This window comes from Dyadobacter sp. CY351, assembly GCF_021502625.1.
In the GTDB taxonomy this organism is placed as follows: domain Bacteria; phylum Bacteroidota; class Bacteroidia; order Cytophagales; family Spirosomataceae; genus Dyadobacter; species Dyadobacter chenhuakuii.
Genome location: NZ_JAKFFU010000002.1, coordinates 390,116 through 414,236 on the forward strand (window position 1 = coordinate 390,116; position 24,121 = coordinate 414,236).

General features: G+C 45.1%; 23 protein-coding genes. 9 read left to right on the forward strand and 14 right to left on the reverse strand.

Annotation, left to right across the window (positions count from 1 at the left end; all coding sequences use genetic code 11):
• Positions 1–15: 15 nt before the first annotated feature.
• The 9 genes from L0660_RS03700 to L0660_RS03740 form a co-directional block, all read right to left on the reverse strand.
• Entirely contained in the window at positions 16–711 is a 696-nt protein-coding gene (locus L0660_RS03700; protein WP_235158228.1) for a GDSL-type esterase/lipase family protein, read from the reverse strand.
• A gap of 89 nt (positions 712–800) precedes the next feature.
• On the reverse strand, positions 801–1,481 hold the full coding sequence (locus L0660_RS03705) for an outer membrane beta-barrel protein (protein ID WP_235158229.1): 681 nt from the start codon (positions 1,479–1,481) through the stop codon (positions 801–803).
• A gap of 8 nt (positions 1,482–1,489) precedes the next feature.
• Entirely contained in the window at positions 1,490–2,143 is a 654-nt protein-coding gene (locus tag L0660_RS03710) for an outer membrane beta-barrel protein (protein WP_235158230.1), read from the reverse strand.
• A 159-nt stretch (positions 2,144–2,302) separates the two neighbouring features.
• Positions 2,303–3,613, reverse strand: a complete 1,311-nt coding sequence (locus L0660_RS03715; protein ID WP_235158231.1) for a TolC family protein — start codon at positions 3,611–3,613, stop codon at positions 2,303–2,305.
• A gap of 15 nt (positions 3,614–3,628) precedes the next feature.
• Entirely contained in the window at positions 3,629–4,291 is a 663-nt protein-coding gene (locus L0660_RS03720; RefSeq protein WP_233795619.1) for an ABC transporter ATP-binding protein, read from the reverse strand.
• 232 nt (positions 4,292–4,523) lie between these two features.
• The gene (locus L0660_RS03725) at positions 4,524–5,663 is read right to left on the reverse strand and encodes an ABC transporter permease (protein ID WP_235158232.1); all 1,140 of its coding nucleotides are present in this window, start codon (positions 5,661–5,663) and stop codon (positions 4,524–4,526) included.
• On the reverse strand, positions 5,657–6,004 hold the full coding sequence (locus L0660_RS03730) for a hypothetical protein (protein ID WP_235158233.1): 348 nt from the start codon (positions 6,002–6,004) through the stop codon (positions 5,657–5,659). The genes L0660_RS03725 and L0660_RS03730 overlap by 7 nt, the downstream gene beginning before the upstream one ends.
• A 44-nt stretch (positions 6,005–6,048) precedes the next feature.
• Entirely contained in the window at positions 6,049–6,933 is an 885-nt protein-coding gene (locus tag L0660_RS03735; protein WP_235158234.1) for a winged helix-turn-helix domain-containing protein, read from the reverse strand.
• A gap of 85 nt (positions 6,934–7,018) precedes the next feature.
• Positions 7,019–7,480 carry a hypothetical protein gene (locus L0660_RS03740; protein ID WP_235158235.1) on the reverse strand — a complete coding sequence of 154 codons (462 nt, stop codon included), beginning with the start codon at positions 7,478–7,480 and terminating at the stop codon, positions 7,019–7,021.
• A gap of 143 nt (positions 7,481–7,623) precedes the next feature.
• On the opposite strand from L0660_RS03740, the gene L0660_RS03745 reads away from it, so the two are divergent.
• The 4 genes from L0660_RS03745 (at position 7,624) to L0660_RS03760 (ending at position 9,866) form a co-directional block, all read left to right on the forward strand.
• Complete coding sequence (locus L0660_RS03745) at positions 7,624–8,868, forward strand: MFS transporter (RefSeq protein ID WP_235158236.1); 1,245 nt, start codon at positions 7,624–7,626, stop codon at positions 8,866–8,868.
• A gap of 54 nt (positions 8,869–8,922) precedes the next feature.
• Complete coding sequence (locus L0660_RS03750; protein WP_233795624.1) at positions 8,923–9,153, forward strand: DUF433 domain-containing protein; 231 nt, start codon at positions 8,923–8,925, stop codon at positions 9,151–9,153.
• Entirely contained in the window at positions 9,150–9,494 is a 345-nt protein-coding gene (locus L0660_RS03755; RefSeq protein WP_235158237.1) for a DUF5615 family PIN-like protein, read from the forward strand. The genes L0660_RS03750 and L0660_RS03755 overlap by 4 nt, the downstream gene beginning before the upstream one ends.
• A gap of 99 nt (positions 9,495–9,593) precedes the next feature.
• Complete coding sequence (locus tag L0660_RS03760; protein WP_235158238.1) at positions 9,594–9,866, forward strand: hypothetical protein; 273 nt, start codon at positions 9,594–9,596, stop codon at positions 9,864–9,866.
• On the opposite strand, the gene L0660_RS03765 is transcribed toward L0660_RS03760, so the two are convergent.
• Together L0660_RS03765 and L0660_RS03770 are read right to left on the reverse strand one after the other, a co-directional pair.
• On the reverse strand, positions 9,831–12,236 hold the full coding sequence (locus L0660_RS03765) for an ABC transporter permease (RefSeq protein WP_235158239.1): 2,406 nt from the start codon (positions 12,234–12,236) through the stop codon (positions 9,831–9,833). The genes L0660_RS03760 and L0660_RS03765 overlap by 36 nt on opposite strands.
• 122 nt (positions 12,237–12,358) lie before the next feature.
• Complete coding sequence (locus L0660_RS03770) at positions 12,359–14,752, reverse strand: ABC transporter permease (protein ID WP_235158240.1); 2,394 nt, start codon at positions 14,750–14,752, stop codon at positions 12,359–12,361.
• 346 nt (positions 14,753–15,098) lie between these two features.
• Here L0660_RS03770 and L0660_RS03775 point away from each other — a divergent pair, with 346 nt between their 5' ends.
• The 3 genes from L0660_RS03775 (at position 15,099) to L0660_RS03785 (ending at position 18,271) form a co-directional block, all read left to right on the forward strand.
• Positions 15,099–16,163, forward strand: a complete 1,065-nt coding sequence (locus L0660_RS03775) for a DUF6973 domain-containing protein (RefSeq protein ID WP_235158241.1) — start codon at positions 15,099–15,101, stop codon at positions 16,161–16,163.
• 43 nt (positions 16,164–16,206) lie between these two features.
• The gene (locus tag L0660_RS03780; RefSeq protein WP_235158242.1) at positions 16,207–16,653 is read left to right on the forward strand and encodes a hypothetical protein; all 447 of its coding nucleotides are present in this window, start codon (positions 16,207–16,209) and stop codon (positions 16,651–16,653) included.
• Between the two features lie 133 nt (positions 16,654–16,786).
• On the forward strand, positions 16,787–18,271 hold the full coding sequence (locus L0660_RS03785; RefSeq protein WP_235158243.1) for a glycine--tRNA ligase: 1,485 nt from the start codon (positions 16,787–16,789) through the stop codon (positions 18,269–18,271).
• A gap of 73 nt (positions 18,272–18,344) precedes the next feature.
• Here the strand turns inward: L0660_RS03785 and L0660_RS03790 are convergent, their stop codons facing one another.
• The gene (locus L0660_RS03790; protein WP_233795633.1) at positions 18,345–18,602 is read right to left on the reverse strand and encodes a helix-turn-helix domain-containing protein; all 258 of its coding nucleotides are present in this window, start codon (positions 18,600–18,602) and stop codon (positions 18,345–18,347) included.
• A 356-nt stretch (positions 18,603–18,958) separates the two neighbouring features.
• Between L0660_RS03790 and L0660_RS03795 the strand changes: the two genes are divergently transcribed.
• Both L0660_RS03795 and L0660_RS03800 read left to right on the forward strand, forming a co-directional pair.
• Entirely contained in the window at positions 18,959–20,428 is a 1,470-nt protein-coding gene (locus tag L0660_RS03795) for a nicotinate phosphoribosyltransferase (protein ID WP_235158244.1), read from the forward strand.
• 10 nt (positions 20,429–20,438) lie between these two features.
• Positions 20,439–20,672, forward strand: a complete 234-nt coding sequence (locus tag L0660_RS03800; RefSeq protein ID WP_235158245.1) for a DUF3820 family protein — start codon at positions 20,439–20,441, stop codon at positions 20,670–20,672.
• A 33-nt stretch (positions 20,673–20,705) separates the two neighbouring features.
• Here L0660_RS03800 and L0660_RS03805 read toward each other — a convergent pair whose 3' ends face one another.
• Together L0660_RS03805 and L0660_RS03810 are read right to left on the reverse strand one after the other, a co-directional pair.
• Positions 20,706–23,516: a pitrilysin family protein gene (locus tag L0660_RS03805; protein ID WP_235158246.1), complete on the reverse strand. Its 2,811-nt coding sequence runs from the start codon at positions 23,514–23,516 to the stop codon at positions 20,706–20,708.
• A gap of 68 nt (positions 23,517–23,584) precedes the next feature.
• Positions 23,585–24,037 carry a hypothetical protein gene (locus L0660_RS03810; RefSeq protein WP_235158247.1) on the reverse strand — a complete coding sequence of 151 codons (453 nt, stop codon included), beginning with the start codon at positions 24,035–24,037 and terminating at the stop codon, positions 23,585–23,587.
• Positions 24,038–24,121: the final 84 nt, after the last annotated feature.

The following is a 24,121-nucleotide window of genomic DNA, read 5'->3' on the forward strand; positions in this document are numbered from 1 at the left end:
GGCCAGACATTTTCGCTACAATGCCTTTTCCAGAATCGGCTTAAAAACCTTAGTCCAACGGCGGTAACCCTCATCATTCATGTGCAGGCTGTCGCCGACAAATATGCTCCCGTCCGGCCGGCCGTTTTTCAACATTACCGGCCAGACATCTATATAATGGTGTTTTTTGTCTTTCTTAATGTATTCCTGTATCAGCTGATTGGCCTTGATCACATCGTCCTTTTTCGCCCACCGGGACGGAGAAGGTTTTAGTGAAACAAAATATAGCTGCACATCAGGCAGTTTGCCGCGTACGAGTTTTACAAACGTAACGTATTCGTCCCTGACCTGTTCAGGCGTCTTGGGTTTTTTGCCGAACATATCGTTCTCGCAGTAGGTCACAATTGTTTTGGGATTGTATTTCAATACGTTGCGGGGCGCGTAATAAATTACCTCGGGGAATGTTGATCCGCCGAAACCGCGGTTGATAATAGGCAGCGGTGCAAGGTCTTCGGCTGCATTCTGCCACTTGGTAAATGACGAGCTTCCGGTAAAAACGATCCCACCGGTCGCAGGCATTTTTATGGCATCCTTCTTCTCATATGCTTCAATCGACGACTCAGATCTTTTTACGTCGTAATCGGGCTGCCAGGGTTCTGCTAAGTTAGCAGTGTTGGGCTTGTGACAAGCGCTCAGCCAAACGAGAATGAGAAACAGGGTATATTTTTTCATTAATATAAAAAATGTGGATATACCAGAGAAGGCATATCCACAATGTTTTTAATGTAAAAAGTCTTAAAAGTTAGAAATCGGGCAGCTTTTTAATGAGCTAAAAAATAACGCAACCCCAATCCGACGCTTGGGAAAGTGAAGGACGGCGACAGGTTATAAGTGAATTGACTTGATGTTGAGCTCGTATTGGATCCGATAAAATCATTGTTGATCTTGGTGTAGCCCAACGAAAACGGGGTGGCAAATCCAAGACTTGCATCCAGCCACCATCTTTCCGACAACCTGTAATATACACCAGCACCCACGCCTAATGCGAGCGTTGTCTCATGGGTTTTTTTATCATTGACATCGTTCTGTTCGTCAATCCGTTCTTTTCTGTAATTGTAGTTGGCGCTTACGTTCGGGCCTACATAGATGCCGATTTTTTCGTTGAAATGCTTATAAAACTGCCAGAACCGCCCCACACCAATTCCATATTGGTTGATCCCGCTATGGGACTCATTTTGACCGTTGACATAGCGTAAGGTCTTGGCTCCGCCGAGATAACCGGTCAGGTTCCAGCCAACTGCTTTATTCTGCGTAGTGAATTTTCCGACGCCAATGTTGACATTTCCGCCGTAATTATTCGTGGCTTCGGTCAAATCGGGATTGTTATTCGTGAAATTCACGCCTATGCCGCCCGACAGGAACCTCCTTCCTTCAAGCTGGGCCATTGCTGCCGTTGCGAGGAAAGTTTGCAGTAACAATATGATTAATATTTGCTTTTTCATGGCGTCGGTTAGTTAGATTTTTGGATATACCATGCAGCGCGTAACGTAAAATACTGCTGAATTTCAGACCTTAACCCTGTTCCAAAATTGATGTTGTTGCTATCGTTGAAGTTCACGTACGAAAGGTTAAGATTGAAAACGCTCACGTCCGACTCAATCCAGAAACGCGGCGTCAGCCGATACGCAACGCCGGGCACAATGTTGATTCCCGCACCATAGCCATTTTTAATCCTGGATTCTTCGTCACCGGTATTTTTGGTTCTCACATAACTAAGGCTTACTCCCGAATGAACATATAGCAACCATTTGGGGCTCAATGATTTGTATTTTCTGAGATAAGGAGTCAGATTCACGGCCAGTCCGTCGTATTTATATTTGCTTTCAGTTCCAGAGAAATCGTTTTTAGTTCTCGACAGGCTGATAGACGGGCTCAGGTCAATGCCGAAGATGGTATTCTCTTTGAAAACCCACCCGGTCCTCAGGGACGGATAAATGTTTGCGAGTTTTGCATCTGCTTTGTAAGCATTGGATTTCTGGGTGGTGGCTTCTCCATTGGAAGTAATTGTAGCGCCCCAATATCGGGTGCCTTTCGGAAGTTGCGCCCGGACCTCGGCAACCAGGCATAAAATCCCGAGGGACGAGAAGAGGATAAGTTTTCTCATAGCTGATGTTTAGTTAGTTGAAGCAAGATAATAATGTTTATGTAACCAATTAGTTATTTAACTTAATTTAAGCAAATAGTACAAAAAAAGAGGCAGTGAGAATGTCACTGCCTCTTAAAGATTACCGATACCAAATTTAACCTAACATTCTTTTATATCTTAAAATACGCCCGTCCAGTTGCCCTGACGATAGTATTGCAATAATCTCTGCTGCATGACATAATCATATTTTGCCTGGATGGCATTGGCCTGTGCTTTGGCAAGATTGGCCTTGGCAAGTGAATACTCGAAGATGTTGGCAATCCCAGCATTCAGCTTACTTTCTACCACTGCAAAGCTGGCGGTCAAGGATTCCACCTGTCCGGTTGCTGCTGCATATTTATCTGCCATGGCATTGAGATTGAGCACGGCGAGTTCAATGGCTTGTCTGAGTTGCTGGTTGGTTACATCCAATGTGTTCTGCGCCAGGCGTTCCTGTACTTTTGCATACTCAACACGCGGACGCGTTACCCAGCGACCCATGATCGGGATGTTCAGGCTCACGCCAATGGAGCCGTTGCGAGTCGCATTCAATTGTTTGAAATAATCAAGATTAGCATTGGTGGAAGCATAAAAAGCCCGCATATTGCCGCCCAAACTCAGGGATGGGTAATTGTCTGCTTTAATGCTTTTGACCTGATATGCAAAGCTTTGGCGATATAACTCCGCACTCCGGAGCTCCGGAAATGTCTTTTGCGCATCTTCATAAATAGCAGTCGCGTTATCTGCCTGGGGAATGGTTTCTTTCGGGGTCAATGCCTCGAACTGGACTTTATCATCAGGACTAATGTTGATCCGCTGAAACAATGCGAGACGGGCTGTACGGTAGTTGTTAAGCGCTGTTACCTGGGCAAATTTGTCATTGGCAAGCTGCGCTTTAATTTCAAATAAGAGGTTGGATCCAATAATTCCGGCATCTACTTGCTTGCTTACACGGTCAACTTGCTGAGCCGATGATTCAACCTGCTGGTTAGCAGCGTCCAGCAATGCATTGGTTGCCAAAACATTCACATAACCCTGCATTAAAAGAACGGTTTGCGCATTCAAAACGGCGGTGCGGTTCTCTACTGCCGATTCTTTAAGCAATGTTCCCTGGCGGATTTGATTTTGTAATTTAAAACCCTGAAAAATGGGAATGCTAACACCCGTTCCAATCGCATTATAACCATAAACCTGGTCTATATACGTATTGGTATATTGGTCAATGCTGCGACCGATATTCAAGCTCTGATCCGCGGTGATTGAAATTTGCGGCAGGATCTGCGACCGCGTTTGGCGCAATTGAGCCTGAGCAGCTTCCGCTTGAAGGCTTCCTTGTTTGTAGGTAAGGTTGTTTTTGATCAACAGATCCACACATTCAGCGAGGCTGAGCGTAGATTGCGCTTTCCCGAAAACCGGTAAAAGGCAGAAAAGTAAAATTAAATGTTTCATGGCTAATAGATAATGCTAGGCTAACCACCCGTCTTTTAAGCGTACAATCCGGTTTCCATAACCGGCATTGACTTCCGAGTGGGTTACCTGAACGATGGTAACTTTATCTTCCTGGTTAAGTTTTTGAAATAATTCCATAATCTCGATTGATTGCTCAGAATGCAGGTTGCCGGTTGGTTCGTCTGCAAAAATCACTTTCGGGTTATGCACAATAGCACGGGCAACGCCTACTAGTTGCTGCTGTCCACCGGAAAGCTGGTGGGGGAAAAGGTCTTTTTTGGCAACCATATTGAAGCGGTCGAGCAATTCTGCAACCCTGCTTTTACGCTCCGATCCTGGCGTTCCTTTGTACAGTAATGGTGTTTCAATGTTCTCATAAACAGTCAGTTCGTCGATGAGGTGATAAGCCTGGAAAACAAATCCTATGTGGTGGCGGTGCAGTTCAGTCCGCTTTTTCTCAGACAGTTTCTGAACGGGTTCGTCCAGGAAAAGATATTCGCCCTCGGATGGTTCTTCGAGTAACCCTAAAATATGCAGTAATGTCGATTTTCCGGAACCGGAAGGTCCCATGATCGATACAAACTCGCCTTCTTTAATGTGTAAATCAATGTGGCGCAACACATACGTTTTGCCAAAACCTGCCGGGTAATATTTGGATATCTTTTCTAACTTAATCATAAAAAATGTTGGGTTTGAGATTTTTGGTATAATTACAGACAAGCACATTTAAAAACAAATGCATATACCTCCGTCTCTTATGCCAATCCTACTAAAAAAAGGCTTGCCAAAAGGTTAACTTGTTGATAGTAAGAAGTTTCATTTTTGATTATATAGCCGAACCGTCCGAATTCGTACAAATGTGTACGGTATCGGACGTGGCCAACGCCGCATTTCCAAAGACCTTAAAAGTTTACTCTGCGCGTAAAGAGCGAACCGGATTTTTGAGCGCCGAGATGAACGCCTGGGACGAAACCGTAAGCAGCGTAAGCACAAATGCAACACCTCCCACAGCCGCAAACATCCACCAGGAAATGTGGATCCGGTAGGCAAAATCGCTCAACCAAATGTTCAGTAAATAGGCGCTGACGGGGCAGGCGAGCAGGATGGCAATGATGACAATCCGCAGGAAATCGCCTGAAAAAAGCAGGGCTATATGTGAAGCCGTTGCGCCCAGAACGACCCGGACCGCTATTTCTTTCGCCCGTCTGGCAGTTGCTAAGTGCGTGAGTCCGAACAATCCAATGCAGCATATAGCCATAGAAATGGCGGTTGCATAACCAATGATCTGCTGCCAGCGTGTTTCCGTTTCATATTCCAGCGCATTTTGCTGATCCAAAAACTGGTAATTGAGAACCGCGCCCGGTAATACTTTCTGGAATGTTCGTTCCAGTAAGGCCAATGCTTCTGTCTGTTGCGCTGTCTCTACCTTGACCCAGAGCGCGTCACCGCCGGAATGGCCGCTCATGGGCATAACCATGGGCTGAATGCGTTGTTTCAATGATCCGTAATGAAAGTCTTTGACAACGCCCACAATCGTTAGCTTTTCGGCAGCATTTGGTTCGGACGTGATCTGCATGCCAACGGCATCTTTGAAGCCCGAGGCTTTCACAAATGATTCATTCACCAGAACGCCAAATGCACTATCGGAGCGGAACTGATCTGAGAAATTCCTGCCCTTTGCAATCCTGATCTGCATGAGATCAATGTATTTTTCGTCGATTGTGCGCATATAGCTGAGCAGTTTGCGATCATTCACCTGTATGTCGCGAAAACCGAATTCGCCAGCGAGCGATATGCTTTTTATCAAAGTGTTTTCTTTTAAATAAAATCGAAAACTGCGCGTAATCTTCTGCACGTCCCGCACGCCCGAGATGCCGATTTTAATAACCTGATTCGGATTATAGCCCAGATTTTTGGTTTGGATAAATTGCATTTGCCGGTAAAAAACCACCGTGGCAATGCCAAGCGCCACAGCCATCGCGAATTGAAACACAAGTAAGCCGCGTCCCCAGACATTATTAGAAGATAATTTCTGACGGTTATTCAGCACATGCCCGCTTCCCGGATTTGATCCGAGATTTCCTGTGGGTTCAGGTGTATGTCGGTAATTCGTTGCAAGCCGTACGTCACCGTTTTGTCGCTTTTAGCATTCAGCTCATGGATACGGATGAATTTTCCGATCACTTCGTCCGGATTTGCCTGCGGATGAAGCACGACAAATGTTCCCAGATAAGCATTCAGCCAGCTTTTGTCATCAAATGAAACTTGCAGAAATTGAAAAGGCGAAACGATATCAAACTGGATCGAAGGTAAATCACAGCTAATAACACACAAGCCGTGCCGATCGCCAGGCCTGTGACATTGATCAGGGCGTACAATTTCGTCTGCCACAGATGGCGGCAGGCAATTTTCAGGAAAGTTTTGAACATGGAATTTTAGGAAAAGACCTCCATTTTGTATCCAACACCGTGGACGGCGGTAATCTTCACAGCAGGATCGCTGGCGAGCATTTTGCGGAGCCGGGAAACGAACACATCTACGCTGCGGCCCACGATTACGCCTTCATCTTCCCAGACAGATTTGAGAATAAAGTCGCGATCCAGGACCTGGTTCTGGTTTTTGGCAAACAATGCGAGCAGTTTCGCTTCGCGGAATGTAAGCTGGTGTGTGGCATCGCCGGAAATCAATGTTTGATTACTAATGTCGAAAAGCGAAGCGCCGATGCGTGTCCGGGTATCAATAGTAATGTTGGCGGCGGGTGAAGTGGGCCTCAAATCCTTTTTGTGCCTGGTTTTGTTCCAAACCATAAAACCCAGACCGGCCAGCGCGCTTCCAAACGGCAGCAGCCACCAGTTTCCGCTTGCGGTTTTAGTCTCATTGTTTTCAGGAATGAAGCTGACTTTCAGTTGGTAACAGCCTTTTTCCAGTCTTCTGCCACCGCAGGCAACGCCGTCTTTTTGGTTAAGTTCAAGGAAATTATAGCCGAGCTTGACTTCTCCGTCCGCACAATTCAGCACCATTACATTATAGCCGCGACTAACGTTTTGCATTTCAAGCGACTGTTTCAGTAACGCCGGAAGTTCCTCATAATCAAAAAAATGCTCCATCCGGATTGAGAATGTGTTCGGGTCAGTTTGCTTTACGGGCGGGATGGTTGACAGTGAATCGCCGTTTTTTAGTAACAGCAAATGCGCCGTGCGCCGAAGGGCCAGATTGGCTTTTTCAGCAAACCGGAATTGCTCATTATTTGCGAAAACCCCATTTCCCGAAAAGCATAGTTCAATGAACAGCACCAGGAAAACAATTTTCCTGAAATCCATGCAATTCTGAAACAGAGCAATTCGGAACGGTTGCATTGAAAGGGAATTAAAGAGGATAAACAAATTTAACATAATCCATCACGAATCAGCAGCCATCGCCTTTTTTGTAAAAACCAAACCATTTGAATTGCGGTGTCAACTGACCGCTGCGCACGGTGATCACGCGCCGATCGATCTGAGCCTCTTTATCGACGGGATCAATGATCAGCTGATCGCCGGCTTGTGCGGGTTTCAGAACTTCGTAAATGTCACCTTCCAGAACCGCATTATTGTGCGCATATGCATCATTATTGATGACCCTTCCGCCTCTTTTCAGGTAAATGATGAACGGCACTTTGGTAACCCGGCTGGATTGGGAATCAAACTTTACAAGCGACAATTTACCTGAACTTGCGGCAGCCAGTTGCGCAGAACTTGCCGATCGGCCATTCAGCAGAACCGGGTTCCAGTAAAAACCATCCACCGTTTCCTTGGGCAACGCAACAGAGGGCGGAAGCGAAAACATGACGGTCAGCGCCGCGACGATTTTCCAGAGATTGTTTTTCATAACATTTGACTTAAAAGGTTGGCTGTTTTTTGATTAAACCAAATGTAGGGCAACCTGAAAGAGACGCCGTAAAAGGCCTGTAAAACATTGTAAACGAAATGTAAAAGATTCGTGTTACCCAAAATGAACACCTAATTAACGAATTGAAAACAGTTTCTTCCCAAGATCCCTACGCAGCGCTCCGGTATTCCGACTTCCGGTTTTTTATATCCAATTCATTTCTCTTTTCCGCGTCCATCCTAATCCAGGAAGTCATTGTCGCGTATGAACTTTACAAACTTACCCACGATCCGCTGGCGCTTGGATTGATTGGGCTCGCGCAGGTAATTCCTTTTGTTATAACTTCCATTTTCGGGGGTTATGTAGCCGATCAAAAGAACAAGATCACGATCATGCATATTAGTTTGGTGGTGATTCTGCTGGGTTCTGTGATCCTTTACATGGCCTTTCAACCATTTATTTATGACAGGCTTTCGGAGACGCAGCATTTGATCGTCATATATGCTGTTTTTGCCTTAATAGGTTTTGCAAAAGGCTTTTACTCACCAGCTTCGAGTTCGCTGAAACCGTTTTTGGTGCCCAGGGTGATCTATCACAATTCATCCACCTGGAGCAGTTCGTTTTCACAGGCTGGATCTATTACCGGTCCGGCCATAGCCGGTTTTCTTTACGCTTACATGGGTCTTACGAACACATTACTGATTGTGATCGGCAACTTCGTAGTCTGCTGGATCTTGTTAGGGATGATTAAAACACGCCCCGAATTTCCTAAGATTGTTACGCCTATTATAGAGAGTCTGAAAGAAGGTTTCCGGTTTGTTTTCCGCACCAGGATTGTGTTATATGCGATTTCGCTGGATCTTTTTTCGGTGCTTTTTGGCGGTGTGGTGGCTATGTTGCCCGTTTTTGCAGAGGATATTTTGAAAGTCGGGCCGCAAGGGTTGGGATTGCTCAGGGCGGCTCCTTCCATTGGCTCGCTGCTCACAATGTTTGCCATGGCTTACTATCCGCCTACGCACAATGCCTGGCGAAATATGCTCATTGCCGTGGCCGGTTTTGGGGTTTGCACCATTATTTTTTCCTTATCGACCAATTTTATGTTATCCTGCGCCGCCCTGTTCGCCACCGGTGTCTTCGACAGTGTAAGTGTAATCGTCCGACAAACAATCCTGCTCATTTATCCTCCGGACGAAATGCGCGGACGCGTAGCCGCCGTAAACGGCATTTTCGTAAGTTCCTCCAACGAACTCGGCGCGTTCGAATCGGGAGTTATGGCCAAAGCATTCGGCACAGTCCCATCCGTCATGGCCGGCGGCATCCTCACCATCATCGTCGTCAGCTACATTTATATGCGGTCCAAGGATCTGTTCTCGGTGCGGTTGAGTTAGGGCGCTGTCTAATGGAAAGATTTGCTATTTTTGTTTAACATATAAAATCCTGTTATGTATATCTATAAGAACATTATCAGCATAGATGAAGGCAAAAGAAGTGGAAAGCCGTGCATCCGTGAAATGCGGATTACAGTAGAGGATATTTTACTCTGGCTCGCTTCTGGAATGTCATTCGAAGATATTATTGCTGACTTTCCGGAGTTGACAAAGGAGGATATTATGGTTGCATTAGAATTCTCCGCGAACCAGCAGAAGAAAATCTTTTACGATGTTGCTGCATGAAGTTATTAGTAGATCAGAACATTTCGCATCGGTTACTGCCTCTTATTTCAGAAGGTTATAGTGAGGTTCAGCATGTGAAGAGTTTGGATCTGATTAATGCAGATGATCATAAAATTTTCATGTTTGCCCGTGAAAATAACTATGATGCAGTTCTTACCATTGATGACGATTTTGTCCGCCTTCTTCATCTTTTTTCCATTCCTCCCAAAGTGATCTGGATAAGAACCGGAAACTGTTCAACCTCCGCACTAGCTGAGATATTACTGTCAAAAACTCAATCCATTCATGAGTTTGTAGAAAGTGATGAATATGTTCTTTATGAGGTTTTTAAATCTGTTTAGTAATTACATTACCACACCATTATTAGTTTTAAGCAGGATTAAATTTGTTTCAGTAAATCGCGATATTTAGTAAATTGCATTGGTAAAATCAGGATGGAAATGGTGTCAACATCGGAACAATTTCGTGGAAGTAGCAAGCTTAATGATATGCAGATTAGCTTATTAAGGCTTTTCGAACAGGGCATTAGTGAGTCAGAGGAACTTGAAGTTAGGAAGATGTTGATGGATTATTTTGATCAGGGATTGCAAAAAGAATTGAAAGAAGTGTTAGACAAGAAAAAATACTCAACTCAGGATTATCATAAGATGCTTTCGGATGATAATCCCCAACCCGCATCACTCGCTCCGCAGGCTCTTAACAGGATTCATTAATGCTGCTTTTGTGGTTTGCAGGCAGACTAGGATAATGATAATCAGACAAAATCCGGTTCCGACCAGGGCGAACGGTTCCCAGCCGACCTGGATGCGGTAGGCGTAGGTTTCCAGCCAGCGTTTCATTGTCAGGAATGCCAGGGGGAAGGAGATGAGCATGGCTAATGCCATTACCAGCAAAAATTCTTTGAGAAAAAGCATGATAATGCCTATTTCCGAGGCGCCGAGGACTTTGCGGATGCCCAGTTCGCGCGTTCGGCGGGCGACATTGAGTGAAACCATGCCGAGGACGCCGAGTAAAACAATCACCACAGAGAGAGTGGTCGCTATTTGCGATGCCTTTTTAAGCTGCATTTCGGATTGATACAGTTTTTGAAGCGTGTCATCCATAAATGCATATTCGAACGGCGCATCGGGCATCAGCTCCCGCCATTTGTTTTCAATAACAGCCATGGATTCACCCAAATTAGACGGGTTGAGGCGGAATGTGAGGAAGCGGAACGCGTTTCCTTCTTTTACGTGAAAAAATCCCAATGGCTTGATAACCTGATGCATAGACGCGAAATTGAAATCCGCCGAAACGCCGTCAATAGTCAGTATGCCAGGCACATTATGGACCCTTACCTGCTGGCCAACTGCGTCTTGAGGATTTGCGAAACCCAGGGCTTTCGCAGCAGTCTGGTTCAGCACGATCCGGTTGGCCTGAAATGCACCTTGTTTGGCATTAAAGAACTTTCCAGCCAGGATTTTGATCTGGTAAGTGTCGGCATATTTTTCGTCTGTGCTTACAAATTGGGTGTGAATGGCCTGTGTCGAATCCTGGCCGGACTTGTATAGCCCGGTGTGACCGCCGTTGTTTCCGTTTGGGATTTCGTAGGACAGACTCACATTACTTACTTCCTTTAATTGCGAAAGCTGGTCCCGGATGGCTTCCATTTTTGCTAACCCCTCTGGCGTCCAATCGCGGGGAACGGCAATGGAAACAAGCGATTCTTTGTTATAACCCAGATTTTCGTCGAAAAAATAATCGACCTGTTTAGCGATGACGACTGCGCCCGCAAACACAAACAGGGCTATAACAAACTGTGACGCAACAAGCCCCCGTCGCAACAGCACATTTTCCCTGATCGATTTGAGCTTGCCCTTCATGGAGTCGATTGAAGAGATGCCTGAAAGTATAAAAGCCGGGTAAATGCCTGCCATTAAGCCGATTATCAATGCGCAAAACAATGGCATAACAAGTGAATAGGGGAACAATACCAATGAAGACGGCAATGGTTTTCCCAAAATATCCGAAAACGCTCCGCGCGAGATTTCGTAAAATAAGATCGAAAGAAGCATGGCTATTAATGCAAGAATAACGGATTCAGCAAGAAATTGACCGACTAGCTGTATTTTCTGGCTGCCCAGCACTTTTCTAACACCAATTTCTTTCAAACGAGAGGAGGATTTACCAATGGAAATGTTGACGAAATTGACAATGGCCATCAGCAAAATAAAAAGCGTCACACCGGAAAGTGTGTAGATCATTTTCCGAACTAATCCATTGTTTGCGTCGAGGTAATATTCTTTGAGAGGCGTGAGATAAACTTCCAGATTGGCCTTTGTATTTGCAGATCCATGCGTTGCAAGAGTTTGAGCAACAGGCTTTTGAAGGTCTTTCGGCGTTATGCCGTTTTGCAGCTCAATATAGGTGATCATGTAGGGGAAATCCCAATTATCTTCGGCGCCCTTTCGGCCATCCAAGCTACTTAGCGGAATAAAAATTTCTACAGGCTTCGGCAACAGATTGTTCACAGAATTATTACCAAGCGTTTTCAAAACGGCAGTAACCTGGAATTCCTGCTTACCGCCGATGAAATTGTGCAAGGTTAATGTTTCACCCAAAACATCTGTTCTGCCAAAATATTTTAATGCTTTTTCCTCGGTTATGGCCACCGAATTGCTACGGTTCAATGCAGTTTTGGCATCGCCGTGTAACAGCGGGAAACCATACATGGCAAGCAATGTTGAATCACCCGTCTGCACCTCCTCACGGAAATGTTTATCGTTTTTGGAAACGGCAACTGTAATGCCGTCGTAACGGTAGAAATTCGCCACCAAACCAGGGTAATCAGCTTTTAATGTTGCACCAAGCGGACCCAGGGTCGCCATATCGATGCCCATATCCGGGTTTTTCCATTTGCTGCGGACAATGTATTGATTGTCCGCATTTCGCAAGTCGCCGTTGACCCTCATTTCACCCCATACGTAGCTCATAATGAGGAATGTAAATGTCATCCCGACCGACAGTCCGAAGATCATTACCAGTGAATAGAACTTGCGTTTGAGCAGGTTACGCCAGGCGATTTTGAAGTAATTTTGGATCATTCCCAAAACTAGCCAAATTTTCGGGCGCTGATTTTCGCTGAGGTGCCGTTTAACTATTTTTAACGGTTTGCTGCCCAGCGGTTTGCCGCCCAGCGGTTGCCGCCCAGCCCTTAATCCGGATGTTATTCGCTTTTTAATGATTCAACCGGACTAACCAGCGCAGCCCGGAGCGCCTGGAAACTCACTGTGAGCAGCGCAATGACCAATGCGATAAAACCAGCCGAGGCAAACACCCACCACGATAAACCAGCCTGATATTCAAAGCTTTTCAGCCATTCGTTCATGGCATAAACTGCCACAGGAATGCTGATTATAATGGCGATGACGACCAATTTTAAGAAGTCGCCCGATAGGAGCAAGACGACGTTTTGCACGCTGGCACCCAGGACTTTTCTGACGCCAATTTCCTTAGTTCTGGCTTCCGCGGCAAATGCTGCAAGCCCGAACAAACCCAGGCAAGCAATAACAACAGCCAACACTGCAAATGATAGCAAAACGCTTCCCTGCTTTTGTTCTGCCCGATATTGTTTGGAAAAATTTTCGTCGATAAAGTGAAAATCAAGCTTTGCTTCGGGATCGAAAGGCTTGTAAGCATTGCTGATATAAGCCAACGCTTCCTGCGTTTTTCCGCGTTGGATACGCACGTAAACATTGTCTTTGTCCGATGGCGCCGGGAGCTGGATCGCCAGCGGTTCAATCTTGTGCTGTAAAGAATAGGTGTGAAAATCGGCGACCACACCAATCACTTTTGCTTCCCTCGTTGTGCCTTTGTCATCAATAAAGTATCTGATCCTTTTGCCGACCGGATCATTCCAGCCTTGTTTTTTTACCAGAGCTTCATTCACCAGCAGTGCGTCGGTTTGGTCAGCCGGGGAGTTGTCGTGAAAACTTCTGCCTTGCAAAAGTTTAATTTCCAATGTTTTAACAAAATCGCCATCTGCCGAAAATCGCTTGATTACCTGTGGCGAACCGGGCATTTCACCAGATTCGGTTTCTATAAACAAACCGCCGGAACTTAACCCATTGTTCCCTAACGGATTGCTTGCAGCAGCAACGCTTTCGATAAGCGGGCTCTGGTTTAGTTTCTGCTTAATCGCGTTGATCTGGCTCCTGGTTTCTTCGCGATCGATATGAAATGTCAAAACCTGGTCCTTATTGAACCCCAGATCTTTATGATTAACATAATACAATTGTCGGTATACAATGCCGGAACAAGCGATCATGATCACGGTTACGGCAAATTGGAAAACCACCAGCGATTTACGAAACTGAGCACCGCCGATCTGGCTGCCCAACTGACCTTTTAAAGCAATAACCGGCCTAAATCCGGACAGCATAAAGGCAGGGTAAACGCCGCTGACCAGACCGATGATCACAACAAATCCCAATGCTGCCAAAGCCGTTGACCAACTATTACCATAACTCATTGTCAACGATTTATTCGCTAGTTCATTGAAAAAAGGCAATGCAATTATTACCAATAACGCACCGATGATCCCTGCTGAAATGGTCATTAGAAATGATTCGGTCAGGAATTGGGCAACCAATTGTGAGCGCTTCGAGCCAACCGCCTTACGGACACCCACTTCACGCACCCGTTTCATGGAGCGCGCCGTGTAAAGATTCACGTAATTAATGCAGGCAATGATGAGAATGAGCGCAGCGACGACAGAGAATATATAAATCGTCTTAATGTTTCCGTTTGCGCCGATCTCATATTCAAGGTCAGAGTGTAAGTGGATGAAAGTCAGTGGCTGTAACGACATCTTGTACTGCACATCTCCAAGCTCGCTTTTGAGATATTTTGTAAAAAATCCGTCGAGTTTATGCTCAAATTTCGCAGCGTCGACGCCATTTTTCAATAATATATAAGTGTAAAGATCCGATTGCTGCCAGCCAGAGGTGTAATTCTCAGGAAGCGAGCGCAATGCTTGAAAATTCAAATGTGAATTAGCTGGCACGTCGGCAAGCACGCCGGTAACGGTATTTGGATAATTATTTGAAAACAAAACCGTCTTTCCCAAAGCATCAGAAGCATTACCAAACAATTTCTCTGCCAATTTTTTAGTAAGGACTATTTTTTGTGAACCCTGCAATGCTGTTTTAGGATCGCCGTAGAGCAGCGGATAAGTGAAAATGCCAAAAATCGAAGGGTCTGTAAAGAAAATATTGCCAGCCTCGATCTTCTTTTCTGCAAAGGTGATCGTCCCGCCGCCTTCCGTGCTGATTCTGGCCGTCTTTTCAATTTCGGGATAATCGTTTTGCAGCGCAGCAGCATATGGAGCCGAAGTAGGCGCAAATTTGAAGCCGCCCGTAGACCATTTTGCTTCGTGGGTAACCCGATAAATGCGATCCGCTTTCTCATGAAAACGATCATAGCTCAGCTCATCGGCAACATACAAAACCATCAGCCAAACCGCCGCCATGCCAATCGCCAGCCCAAAGATATTCAAGCTGCTAAACAGCCTTTGATTCTGGAAATTCCGAAGCGCGATTTTGAAGTAATTAAGGAACATGATATGAAGTTGTTATTAGTCAGGATTTGAAAAGCAATATAGTTTTAGCTTATAAAACTAATATGCCATACATGTTACTTGCTCAAAATCAATATGTTACACAATTTTTCATATAAAAGTTTGTTCGGTTTCGAACAATACGCTCCGATTTTGGAAACAATTTCTTGCACCGAAAATACCGTTCGGACACTCATGCCTGCCGCCAGGTAATTGACTGAATGTCCCAAGCTATTTCTTAATAAATGTCAAATATCTTGCAGCATAAAGTCCCGCCCCCAGATTGGCGTCGGAAGGGCGGGACATGAATCATTTAAATAATATTTCACTATTTAAACAGTTACAATTTATGAAATTAAATCTGGGAAAAGCTGCCAGTTTGCTGATTTTTGGCTTCACGATTTTGTCTTGTAATGATCCGAAACTTGAACAGACGTCGGCACCAAATGCATCGGAAAAAGCCGAAACGATTGAATTCAAGGGAGAGCGCGTTATCATTCCTATCTATTTCCCAAAAGAACTTTTCGGGCAAACGCAGGAAGAGTTCGATGCTTATTATGAAAAGGCGGCGCAAGATGCTAATGTTCGCTCTTCCGGTGAGAGAGCATTGATAACCTACGAAGAACTACTCCGTATTTTAGTAACGCAAAACGCTAAATATCCCACCATCAACTCGGAGGAGGGCGTTTTGGAGAAAGATCTTGAAAGAATTTACAGAGATTTTCCAAACATTGAAACGCATGCAGAAGCAAATGAAAAGCGAGCTGTCATCTATGATTACTATCAGACACTATGCAAGCGTGATGTTGTAGCGGAGGTGATTGCGTTGGAAAACGCTAAAAATGCCAGGACTAATGGTCCATCACCTGGATCTTTGACGAAGCCTGAAAAGAATCATTTGCTGCTAAATCCTGGTTATGCGCAACATTATATCCAGGCTGCAAATGATGTGAAAGCGTTAACCAAAGGATTATATCCTAACGAAAATTTGGGAAATCGAGGAAATGCATTTAAACATGCGACCTGGAATGCTCTGTCAATCCGTTATATCTTAAAGGGCTCGCCAGCAAGTGAAAATCAGGCAATTGACTTTACGCAAGATGGAACTTCCAAGCATGAACAAAACGATTCTGGAAACCAAATTCAAAACAATTATGCAGCAATGGACCTGCACAACAATATGTCAGCAAGGGAATGGATGGAAAATGAAACGAAATGGGGCTTCGGACCATTCCGATCCATGCCAAGTGTAAACGACATCATCAACAATATGGTATCAAAAGCTAATGCATCTGCCCAGCATTCTATGACTGATATCCTCAACTGGCACGGTGGGAATAATGCGACGACATGGAACAATTTATATAATAATTTATATAGTCCCAACCAGCACCTGGTTTTCATTGAACCCTGAACGGCTCAACACTGCATATTGTCTAACTAAAACATTGAAAATTATGAGAACGATCGTCATCAGCATGGCATTTCTGCTGTTTTTTATCTTCGGATGTTCTGATAAAGTTGATCCTCAGGTTGATACACTTTATCTCACCGGAGGCAATCGTGAATCTCAAAGGCTGGAAGCTATTCCGAAGCTTTATTACCACTATATAAACAGTGCAAAGGACAAAGAGGTTTATGAGGTTATTGCCGAGGGCGATGGAAGGCTCATTGCTAATTTTACGCCTGATTTGAAGTTGCTAACATTGTGTGGCGATCCGGGAAGCGGCTGGGGGCCTCAATTTAAGGATGTGACAGCGTCAACGCTGGAAGAATTTGTGAAGGGTAAGATCTCATTTGATGACTTGCATTCAATTGGCACAATTGGTAGCAAGTTTGACAGTCTGCTGGTAAGAAATGTTCCTTTTATCCAGGTTAAGTCCAATGGCGAACCTTCTTTGTAGATGAGATAGGGCATTGCAAACCCCTAAATTTTCCAGCCTTCCTGCCGCATTGACAGCAAATTCGCTAATTTTGCCCAATTGATGATTTTAGTGGATTCAATTGTTGTTATTTATTGATTTTTAACCAAATAGAATGAACCAAGCACCTGCTACTTCTTTACAAGACATTGTTGGGCATGCCAAAGAATACGGTTTTGTGTTTCCCTCTTCTGAAATATATGATGGATTGCAAGCTGTTTATGACTACGGTCAGAATGGTGTTGAGTTAAAAAATAACCTGAAAGCGGCTTGGTGGAAAGCCATGACGCAGCTGCACGACAACATTGTGGGCATTGATGCGGCTATATTTATGCATCCGCTGACCTGGAAAGCTTCCGGTCACGTGGATGGTTTTAATGATCCGATGATTGATAACAAGGATTCTAAAAAGCGTTATCGTGCGGATCAGCTGCTGGAAGGAAAAGCGGAACAATATGAAGCAGAAGGTCAGGCTGAAAAAGGACAGGCTTTGCTGGCTGAAATGGGCCGTTTGCTGAGTGCCGAAGATTTGAACGGCGTTCGTGAACTGATCATCTCAGAAAATATCAAATGCCCGGTTTCGGGAACTGCCAACTGGACGGAAGTGCGTCAGTTTAACCTGATGTTCAGTACGCAGGTTGGCTCTGTTGCAGAGGATTCGAACCTGATTTACCTGCGTCCGGAAACGGCTCAGGGGATTTTTGTCAATTTCCTTAATGTGCAGAAAAGCGGCCGGATGAAGATTCCTTTCGGGATTGCGCAAATAGGAAAAGCTTTTAGAAATGAGATCGTTGCGCGTCAGTTTACATTCCGTATGCGTGAATTTGAACAAATGGAAATGCAATTTTTCATCCGCCCTGGCACCGAAATGGCTTGGTATGAGAGCTGGAAAGAGGCCAGGATGAAGTTCCATAAAGCGATTGGCTTGCCTGCGGAAAAATTGAAATTCCACGACCATGAAAAGCTGGCGCATTATGCAAACGCGGCTGTCGACATTGAATATCAGTTCCCGTTTGGTTTCAGGGAGATGGAAGGGATCCATTCAAGAACAGACTTCGACCTGAGAAACCACCAGGAATTGTCGAAAAAGAAACAACAATATTTCGATTCGGACCTGGATGACAATGGTAAGCCCTACGGAAATTACATTCCGTATGTGGTTGAAACTTCGGTAGGGGCGGACAGGCTTTTCCTGGCTACATTCTGCAACGCTTATACTGTTGAGACGGTTGGCGAAGGCGATAACGTGAAGGAGAGAACTTATTTAAAGCTGCATCCTGCCCTGGCACCATTCAAAGTGGCGGTGCTTCCGCTGGTTAAGAAGGACGGGTTAGCCGAAAAAGCGCAGGCGATTGCCAACTCATTGAAATCGTCTTTCCGCACCACTTATGATGACGGCGCGGCCATCGGCAAACGTTATACCCGCCAGGATCTGATCGGAACGCCATTCTGTATTGCGGTGGATTATCAAACTATGGAAGACGACACGGTAACGATCCGCCACCGCGACACTATGGAGCAGGAGCGCGTTGCTATCAGCGAATTAAAAGAAAAGATTGGCTATCAGGTTGCTATCGAGCGCATTCTGGAAGCAATCTGATATTTAAGAGAAGGCATAAAAAAGGGCTGTTTCATCGCGAAACAGCCCTTTTTTGCTTTCATGCAATGCTATATCATTTCGAAGTGTGCAGCCGCACCAGATCTTCGGCGTTTGCGCTTAGCAGATTGACCGTATCAACGTCCAGAATGTGTGAGATCTGTATGAGACGTTCCAGTGTAATGCGCGTGTAACCCAATTCAATCTTACTATATGCATTTTGTGAAATGCCCAGCTTCATCGCCAGATACTCCTGTGTGTAATTCCTGTACTCCCTGATCTTCCTGATATTCAATGCAACAGCCCGGATCCGCGTGTCAATTGATTCGTTCATAAATCTTGTTTTAGTGAACAAAAACCTCCTTTGTCGAGAGACATACGATTTATATGGGTTCAAAAGATCATTTTTCAGACCAATCGGAAGAATTGAGGCACTTAACGTTTATAGGTAATGTCACACGTAAAATAGGAAATGTTTAATTTAAATAGCTGATTATCAGGCAAGCAGAATTGTTTTTATTTGAATCAAAGCGATTGGTAAAAACGCAGGCACGTTATTGAAAATTTATGCAAAAAATGCGATATGGCTGACAGGCTGGTCAACTCCTTACTCCGCTTACAGACAAATGGCTTATTGATGTGTCAATTAATTTTATTAATTAGGCCCTTCATATTGTGTCAAAATGCGGGATGATTAATCAATTATACAACACTTCACTAAGCTTACTCACTGATCTGTATCAACTTACAATGGCTTATGGTTATTGGAAAGCGGGAAAGGCCGAGCAGGAAGCAGTTTTCAATCTTTATTTTAGAAAACATCCGTTTCAGGGTGGCTTCACCATTGCCTGCGGGCTCAGTAGCGTTGTTGATTATCTGAGTGAATATCGGTTTAGCGAGGAGGATCTTGCCTATGTGGGCTCCATTACAGGAAATGACGGCGAAAAACTGTTTGAGCCGGGTTTTTTGGATTATCTCAAAAACATTGAATTCGCATGCAGCATCGACGCAATACCCGAAGGAACGGCTGTCTTCCCGAATGAGCCGCTCTTACGCATCCAGGGGTCGATTTTACAATGTCAGTTGCTGGAAACGCCTCTTTTAAATCTCATAAATTTCCAATCGCTCGTCGCCACAAAAGCTGCCAGGATGCGCCTGGTTGCCAAGGACGATTCACTGCTTGAATTTGGTTTGCGACGAGCGCAAGGTCCTGACGGTGGCGTAACGGCAAGCCGGGCCGCCTACATTGGTGGTTTTGATGCGACGTCGAATGTCCTGGCTGGTAAACTGTACGACATTCCTGTAAAGGGCACGCACGCGCACAGCTGGGTTATGTCGTTTGACAGTGAATTGGAGTCTTTTGAAACGTATGCGCAATATATGCCCAACAATGTAACGCTGCTCGTGGACACCTACGACTCACTCAATGGCGTTCGGCATGCGATCAAAGTGGGTAATCAGCTTCGCGAGCGTGGGTATGACTTGGGCGGGATCCGGCTTGATTCTGGCGATTTGGCTTATTTGAGCATCGAAGCGCGGAAACTCCTCGATGATGCAGGGTTTGAAAAAACCAACATTGTGGCCAGCAATGATCTCGACGAGCACATTATGGACAGTTTGAAGATCCAGGGTGCAAAGATCAATGTTTGGGGAATAGGCACAAAACTCGTGACGGCCTATGATCAGCCTGCATTGGGCGGTGTATACAAGCTTGCTGCAATCCGTTCCGAATCAGGTGAATGGGATTATAAGTTAAAACTTTCAGAACAGGCTATCAAGGTTTCCACGCCCGGCATCCAGCAGGTGCGCCGTTTCAAGGATACCAAAGGATTTGTATCTGACATGATTTTTAACATCGAAACACCTGCAACCGGCAAAGCGACCATGGTAGATCCTTATGATTTCACCAGAAACCGGTCATTTTCAGAAAGCACATTTTTTGAAGACTTGCTGGTGCCGATTTTTGTTAAAGGTTACCTGGTTTATAAAATGCCTTCCGTTCATGAAACGAGAGACCGCGTTCAGGAACAGCTTTCCAACTTTCACAAAGGCATTAAGCGATTTGTGAACCCGCACACTTATCCTGTCGGTTTGGAAAAGGGTCTTTTCGATATGAAAACAAGCCTTATTCTGAAACTTCGCGCAGCAAACGAATCTTAAAACATTGTTTATGGAAGAAATGCAAGTGCCCGATCCGGCCATTTTGAAGGAGCTGTTGAAATACAAAATGCCTTTCGGGAAATACAAGGATACATTGATTGCCGATCTGCCGGTTTCATATCTGGAATGGTTTCAGCGGCAGGGGTTTCCGCCAGGTAAGCTCGGAATGTTGCTCAGCACCATGTATGAAATTCAGATTAACGGGCTAGGGGAGCTTCTTTACCGACTGAGGAAGATGCAATAAGTTCTGCATCTTCCTTCATGTCAGCTTATTGGGTTATTTCTTTTCAGGCATAAGCACAACCTTGATGAAGTTGTCGTCATTGAAATACTTTTCAGCCGCCGCTTTGGTGCTGGCAACGGTGATGGATTTCAATAATTTGTCCTGCATGAAAATCTCGTTCAGATCGTCGCCCAGGAATGTGTTATCATCCAGGTAATCCAGCCAGAAGTTGTTGGTTTTCAACGCAGTTTCCGTTTTACGTTGTGTTTCCGCTACAAATTTTTCAATGTCTTTTGGATCTGCACCGTTCTGCTTCACCTTGTTCACTTCCTCTCTCGCGCGTTTCACAAGCTTGTCCACATTCTCAGGCGCGCATCCAAAACCAATGCTGAACCGGTAATGTCCTGAGGGAAATTTGTCAGTGCTTTCTGAAACACTTACGCCATACACGCCACTTTCTTCTTCGCGTAATGCCTCTATGAGCTTGATTTGCAGCACTTCCTGCAATGCTTCGATCTGCATATTGTTTTCAGGGCTATATTCAAATTCACCACTTGAAATCAGTGTAACGCGGCTTTTAGGCTCTAAACCCTTGTAGATTGTTTTGTCAATAGTCCCTTTCGGAGGGAAAATGTTGGGGTGTTTAAATGTATCATCACGATCGGTTGAAGGCAGCCCGCCAATGTATTTTTCGAGCAGCGGCTTAATTTCTTCCGGCTTGAATGCACCTACAAACGTAAACACGAAATCGGATGCATCTGCAAAACGGTCTTTGTACATTTCCACCGCACGATCCAAATTCACCTTGTCAATGCTTTCCGGCTTCAATGGTCTGCGTTTCGGGTCATAGCTGGTCAGGACGCCATTCAGAGAATCGGAATAGACTTTCTCAGGAGTAAGCGTTTTTTGCATGTTTTCGAGATAGGCCTTTTGGTTCGCCAAGATCCCGGTTACCACGTCCGCATCTTTCCTCGGTGCTGTGAAGTAGGCGTATATCAGCTGCAATGTCGTTTCCAGGTCTTTCGGATTAGTGCTGCCGCCCATTCCCTCGGTCAGCTCGCTCAGGTAAGGCCCGGCACTGGCCGTTTTTCCAGCCAGGAATTTTTGAAGTTGCGTTTGGTTATAAGGCCCTACACCGCCAGATTGAACCAGATAACTGGCGAAAATACCCGTTTCACGTTCTTCCGGAAATAGCGAATAGCCTCCTTTACCGGTTGCCTTGATCAGGATTTCATCATTTTTAAAATCTGTCGGTTTCAGCAAAATCTTTACACCGTTTGACAATGTAAGCTCGGTAACGCCCAGCTTATCCAACTGCTTTTCGCTGACCACCTTCCCGGGTTTTGGTTCGGCAGGCAAGAGGGGGGAGTCAACGACGTCATCCACATAGGCAGTTACATCTTTGCCTGCTTCAAGCAACAGCTTCCGGATTTCGGCTTCCTTAGGCAGTTCGTCCTTACTCTTTTCGGGTCCCATGGCCACTACGGCCCTGTTTTTGTCTGTTATGTATTTTTTGGCAAGCGCATTGATTTCCGCCAGTGAGACGCCTTCCAAATGTTTTTTTACAAATTCAAAATAAGCCTCTGCACTCATATAGGGCTCCTCGTGCAGGAAATGGTCCAGATATTCCTGAACATGATTTGCCGACTTAGTCTTATCCCGTTCTTTATAATACTGCTCAATGGAGTTGTAAAAATCTTTTTTTGCCCGATCCAATTCCGGCTGTGTGAAGCCAAATTTCTGCACACGTGCATTTTCTTCAAGTAATGCGGTCAAAGCAGTTTTCATCGAAGCGGCATCTTTGGCCAATGCTATCGAAGTATAAGAATCCAGGTCACCCAGGAAGTCGCCATACTGGCTGTCTCCGTACAGAAAAGGTGGATTCGCTTTTTGGGTAAGCTCCTGCATGCGCTGCGCCATCATTGAATTATACAATCCCTGCGCGAAGTTGTCCCGTACATTTTTCAATGTTTTCTCTTTGCTGTTGGGCTGCTTGTAAATAAGCTGAATCAGATTCTGCGGATATTCCGGATCTGTCACGATGGCCACCTGTGTTGATCCATCCAGTGGGATGGTATATTTTGTCCGCTTCTTAGCATTGACAGGCGCAGGCATTGAACCGAATTTCTGCTTGATCGTAGCTTCCACTTTATCCACATCAAAATCACCGACAGCTATAACGGCCATCAGGTCAGGGCGATACCAATCCTTGTAAAATGCTGTAATTGTCTCCGGTTTGAAGCTTTTAAGAATGCTGTCTTTTCCAATCGGCAGCCGCTCTGCATAGCGCGAATTATTAAGGATTACTTTCAGGAATTTATCCCGCATACGCTGTTGCGCACCGCGTCCCATTCTCGACTCTTCCAGCACAACGCCGCGCTCTTTTTCAATTTCGGCAGGATCCAGCAAGGCGCCGTGCGCCCAATCTTCCAGCACTTGAAGGCCTTTGTCCAGCAATCCGGCCGAATCAGTAGGAATAGGCAGCATATAAACAGTTTCGTCGAAACCCGTATAAGCATTCAAATCCGCCCCGAAGCGCACACCGGTCTTTTGAAGGAAGTTAACCAGTTCATTTTTAGGGAAATTGGTCGTGCCATTGAAGTTCATATGCTCCATGAAATGCGCCAATCCTTGTTGTGCATCCGTTTCGAGGACCGATCCTGCTTTTACAGCAAGACGCAATTCTGCACGATTTTTAGGCTCAGCATTCTTTCTGATATAGTAAGTCAGGCCGTTTTTAAGTTTTCCTGTCCGCACACCCGGATCAAGCGGGACTTTTTGGGTTGAAAGATCCTGGGCAAAAGAAATAGTCAGCGGGCCCATTCCAAATCCCGCGATATATAAAGCGATCAGCGCCTTTTTCATTGTTTTTATTTTAATTAATGCACTCAGAAGAGCGAAAGATATTTAAAAAACTTGCGACTTTTTCGAAATCAGCGACACTTAGCATTTCTAAACGTAAGGCCATTGGTGAAATCCAACTTAGATCTGTCGCTGAACCTCATGCCACCGTCTTTTTCATCCACCGGCCCGAATCCTTCGACCCAGTTGCCATCCTTTTTTAGAAACACCACTTCACGTGTGGATTCTACGCCCTCGGACATGAATTGGTAATCGGCCAGCAATGTGTCACCATTGATTTTACCCTCTATTTTGCCCCGGTTTTTATCTTTTTCAAACAGACTGTATTCCAATTCCCCGGTCACAATGTTCTCAGCTGTCATTTCAATATGCAGGAAGGCAGAGTCCTTGTCGGTTGCGTAAGCGTAACATTCAGAAACAGGTTGAGCAGTGTTTTCTTTCGCTGAGGAGGATTCGGATTCTTTCTTTGTACATGCCTCAAAAATGCAGGCAAGCGCAAGGATAAGATGGATTCGCTTTGTCATAATCGTTTTGTATAGAAATATTAAGATGAGTCAAGGTACTGCTTTAACCAGCGAAAGCCGGATGAAAACGTAATAAAATTTCCC